We start from the raw sequence: 3,715 nt of genomic DNA, 5'->3' as shown, positions 1-3,715 counted from the left end.
GTCTGACGCAGGGCAGTGAGAAGGTCGGCTAAGGAATCGCGCATGGCTGAATTAAGGGGCAATAAAGGAAGACGAGGAGCACCTACGGGCCATCCACTCAGCTCAAGAGCAGCTTTCACAGGGATGGGGTTAGAGGTTGCAAAGAGGGCCTGGAAGAGCGGCGTTAACTGCTCGTGTTGACCAAGAGCAACAGCGTTCTGACCGCTGAGGTAAGCATCAATCATGTGGCGCAAACGCCTGCCAACAACATGGCTGGCCACACTCACCACACCAACAGCACCAGCGGACAACATCGGCAAGAGCAAGCCGTCATCACCGCTGTAGACGGCAAGGCGAGGTCCACAGGCCAACCGCAGCTCGGTGACTTCTTCAATGGAACCGCTGGCCGCCTTAAAGCTCACCACATTGGCGCAATTCATCAGCTCAGCCGCCGTGGCTGGAGCCAAACTCGTGCCAGTGCGTCCAGGCACGTTGTAAAGCATCAGAGGTAGCTCTGGAGCCGCCGTCGCAATCGCTCGGAAATGCGCTTCCAAACCCTCTTGTGGAGGCTTGTTGTAGTAAGGCACAACCACAAGGGCACCATCAGCACCTGAGGCCGCCGCTTCCCGCGTGGCATTCACCGCCTCACTCGTGCTGTTGCTGCCCGTACCCGCAAGCACCTTGACGCCAGGTCCAACGGCTTGACGGACCACCTCCAGCATCTTGACTTGCTCCTGCCAGCTCAGGGTTGGAGATTCACCCGTGGTGCCACAAACGACTAGCCCATCGGAACCTTCCTCGACAAGATGACGGGCCAAACGACCTGCCAAAGCCAAATCCACGCGGCCCTCAGCATCGAAGGGGGTCACCATGGCCGTTAACAAACGGCCAAACGGAGTCGGAGAAAGTTCAGCAGCAGGACTCATATAAATCAAACAGAAGGAAGAAGCAGTTCGGCAATTTGAATGGCATTCAAAGCAGCACCTTTGCGAATCTGATCACCACAAAGCCAAAACTCAAGAGCATTCGGCTCACTGATGTCCTGACGAATCCGCCCCACCATGACCGGGTCTCGACCGGTTACATCGGTGGGCATTGGGAATCGGTTGTGGGCGGAATCGTCGAGTAACTCAACACCGGGAGCTGCAGCCAGAAGTGAACGGGCCTCCTCAACGGAGAACGGCTCATGAAATTCCACATTGACCGCTTCTGAGTGAGCGCGCAACACAGGGACCCGCACGCATGTTGCAGTGAAACGCAAATCAGGTAATCCCATGATCTTTCGGGTTTCATTCACCATCTTCAGCTCCTCTTCGCAGTAGCCATTTGGCTGCAGCGGAGAATTATGCAAAAAAAGATTGAACGCAAGCGAATGGGGCAACACCTCACTGTTGGGGGTGCCTCCATCAAGCACCACCTGGGAGAGCTCGCGAAGCTCATCCATGGCGCGGGCACCAGCACCACTGGCCGATTGATAGGTGCTCACCACCACGCGACGCAAAGGTCGGCGCAACGCCAGCGGCGCCAACGCCAAGCTCAGCAAAATTGTGGTGCAGTTGGGATTTGCAATCACGCCCTGGTGCTGCTGCGCTGCCTCTGGATTGACCTCGGGCACGACAAGAGGCACACCATCTTCCATGCGAAACGCGCTGGAGTTATCAACCATCACAGCTCCCGACGACACGATCGCTTCGCGCCAAGCCTTGGAGACCGATCCACCGGCCGAGGCAAGCACCAAGTCAACTCCTTGGAAGGCTGTGGCTGTGGTCTCTTGAACGATGAGCTCCTGCCCCTTCCAAGAGCAGCGACTCCCAGCAGACCGGGCGGAAGCCAAAAGGCGCAGTTCAGCGACAGGAAAATTCCGCTCCTCAAGGAGCTGGAGAAGCTCTTGACCCACGGCACCACTGGCACCCAGGACAGCAACGGTTAGGGGTCGGTTAGGGAATGGAGCGGCGGAGATCAAACGAATGAAACTGGAACAAAATCTGGTGTAAGCCGTGGCTACAAGCCACTCACTGCATCGATCCCTGCGTTGTGACGCCGCAGGGAGTTGCTAAAGCGTTCCAACCACCTTACGCGGATGGCAAAGGACTCACACTTAATTAAGGTGATGCGTCTGCTCTTAAACGCCGCCGATGAGTGCCGCCAGCCTGAAGGTCACCTCCACAGCCCGCCCCGGCAGCCGTCTGGCCGTTGAAGTAGCGATTCCAGCCGAACGCAGTCAAGCTAGTTACGAGGCGGCGATCTCACAGCTCAGTCGCAGCGTGAATTTGCCTGGATTCCGCAAAGGCAAGGTGCCTCGCTCCGTTCTCATACAACAACTTGGCGGACTACGCATTCGCGCGACCGCTCTCGAAAACCTTGTGGACGCCATCTGGCGGGACACGATCAAGCAAGAAACGATTGAAGCCTTAGGCCAACCCGAAGTCGATGGCGGCTACGAAGCCCTGCTGGAGTCTTTTGAACCTGGGAAACCCCTTTCCGTCACCTTTGAATCCGATGTGGCTCCCACCCCAACCCTGAAGGCCACCAAGGGCCTGAAAGCAGAAGCGGAGAGCGTCAGCTTCGATGCTGCAAAAGTGGATGAAATGCTCGAGCAGTCACGCCGTCAGCTCGCCACTGTGGTCCCTGTCGAGGGTCGCAAGGCTGCAGAAGGCGATATCGCTGTGGTGGGTTTTAAGGGCACTTACAGCGACGACGGCAGCGAGATCGAAGGCGGCAGCTCCGAATCGATGGATGTGGACCTCGAGCATGGCCGCATGATCCCCGGCTTCATTGAAGGCGTTGTGGGGATGGCCATTGGTGACAGCAAAACAGTGGCCTGCAATTTTCCTGAGGACTACCCCAAAGAAGATGCGCGCGGACGCAAGGCCAGCTTCGAGATCGAACTGAAGGATCTCAAGACCAGAGAACTTCCCGACCTGGATGACGACTTTGCCAAGCAAGCCAGCGAGCAGGAAACTTTGGCCGAGCTCCGCACCGACCTTGAGAAGCGTTTAAAGGATGACGCTGAGCGCCGTACCACTAGCAATCGACGCGATGCCCTGCTCTCAGCTCTCGTCGAGCAACTTGAGGTGGAGCTGCCCGAAACCCTGGTTCAACAGGAAGTCCGCAACCTGGTGGAACAAACCGCCGCTCAATTCTCTCAACAGGGAATGGATGTGAAATCCCTCTTCACTCCTGAGCTGGTCCGCAACTTGATGGAGACCTCACGCCCAGAAGCAGAGGAGCGTTTGCGCCGCAGTCTTGCCCTCTCAGCCCTGGCGGAAGCAGAAAGCCTCAAGATTGAGGACCCAGAGATTGACGCCAAAGTAAAGGAGGTCAAAGCTGAACTCTCCGGTGAGCGTGACATCGACCCCAACCGTCTCCGTCAAGCCGTCATCGAGGATCTACTCCAAGAAAAACTTCTCGGCTGGCTTGAAGAAAACAGCACCGTGAGCGAAAAGGCCCCTGACAAGGACAAGCCGAAGGCCGCCGATGCCTGATCGGCGCCCATAGATTGCATTCATCTGTCCCCCCGCTCGCCGCCGCGTGATCAACGCAAGCAGCCACCACCCGATCGAAAACCGCTGGCGGGGAACCCTTCCCGTCTCCGCTCACACCACGTATGCCTCTCCTGGGGTTCCCACTGTGGTTGAGCAATCTGGGCGTGGTGAACGCTCCTTTGATATTTATTCCCGTTTGCTCAGAGAGAGAATCATCTTTCTGGGAACCGACGTGAACGACCAGGTTGCAG

The 3,715-nt window shown here is 57.3% G+C and carries 4 protein-coding genes; 2 read left to right on the top strand and 2 right to left on the bottom strand.

Going from position 1 to position 3,715, the window contains the following annotated elements; all coding sequences use genetic code 11:
* Positions 1-905: 4-hydroxy-tetrahydrodipicolinate synthase (gene dapA / locus NCN04_RS09345; RefSeq protein ID WP_048347653.1), on the bottom strand; the 905-nt coding region annotated here is incomplete at its 3' end.
* A gap of 5 nt (positions 906-910) precedes the next feature.
* Positions 911-1,942 carry an aspartate-semialdehyde dehydrogenase gene (locus tag NCN04_RS09340; RefSeq protein ID WP_250395910.1) on the bottom strand — a complete coding sequence of 344 codons (1,032 nt, stop codon included), beginning with the start codon at positions 1,940-1,942 and terminating at the stop codon, positions 911-913.
* A gap of 172 nt (positions 1,943-2,114) precedes the next feature.
* Between NCN04_RS09340 and tig the strand changes: the two genes are divergently transcribed.
* Together tig and NCN04_RS09330 are read left to right on the top strand one after the other, a co-directional pair.
* A complete protein-coding gene (tig, locus tag NCN04_RS09335; RefSeq protein WP_250395909.1) occupies positions 2,115-3,464 on the top strand; it encodes a trigger factor in 1,350 nt (449 codons plus the stop codon).
* 46 nt (positions 3,465-3,510) lie between these two features.
* On the top strand, positions 3,511-3,715 hold a 205-nt coding region (locus tag NCN04_RS09330), incomplete at its 3' end, for an ATP-dependent Clp protease proteolytic subunit (protein ID WP_250395908.1).

This window comes from Synechococcus sp. MU1655, assembly GCF_023630655.1.
In the GTDB taxonomy this organism is placed as follows: domain Bacteria; phylum Cyanobacteriota; class Cyanobacteriia; order PCC-6307; family Cyanobiaceae; genus Synechococcus_C.
This window is presented reverse-complemented; position numbering and strand designations above follow the sequence as displayed.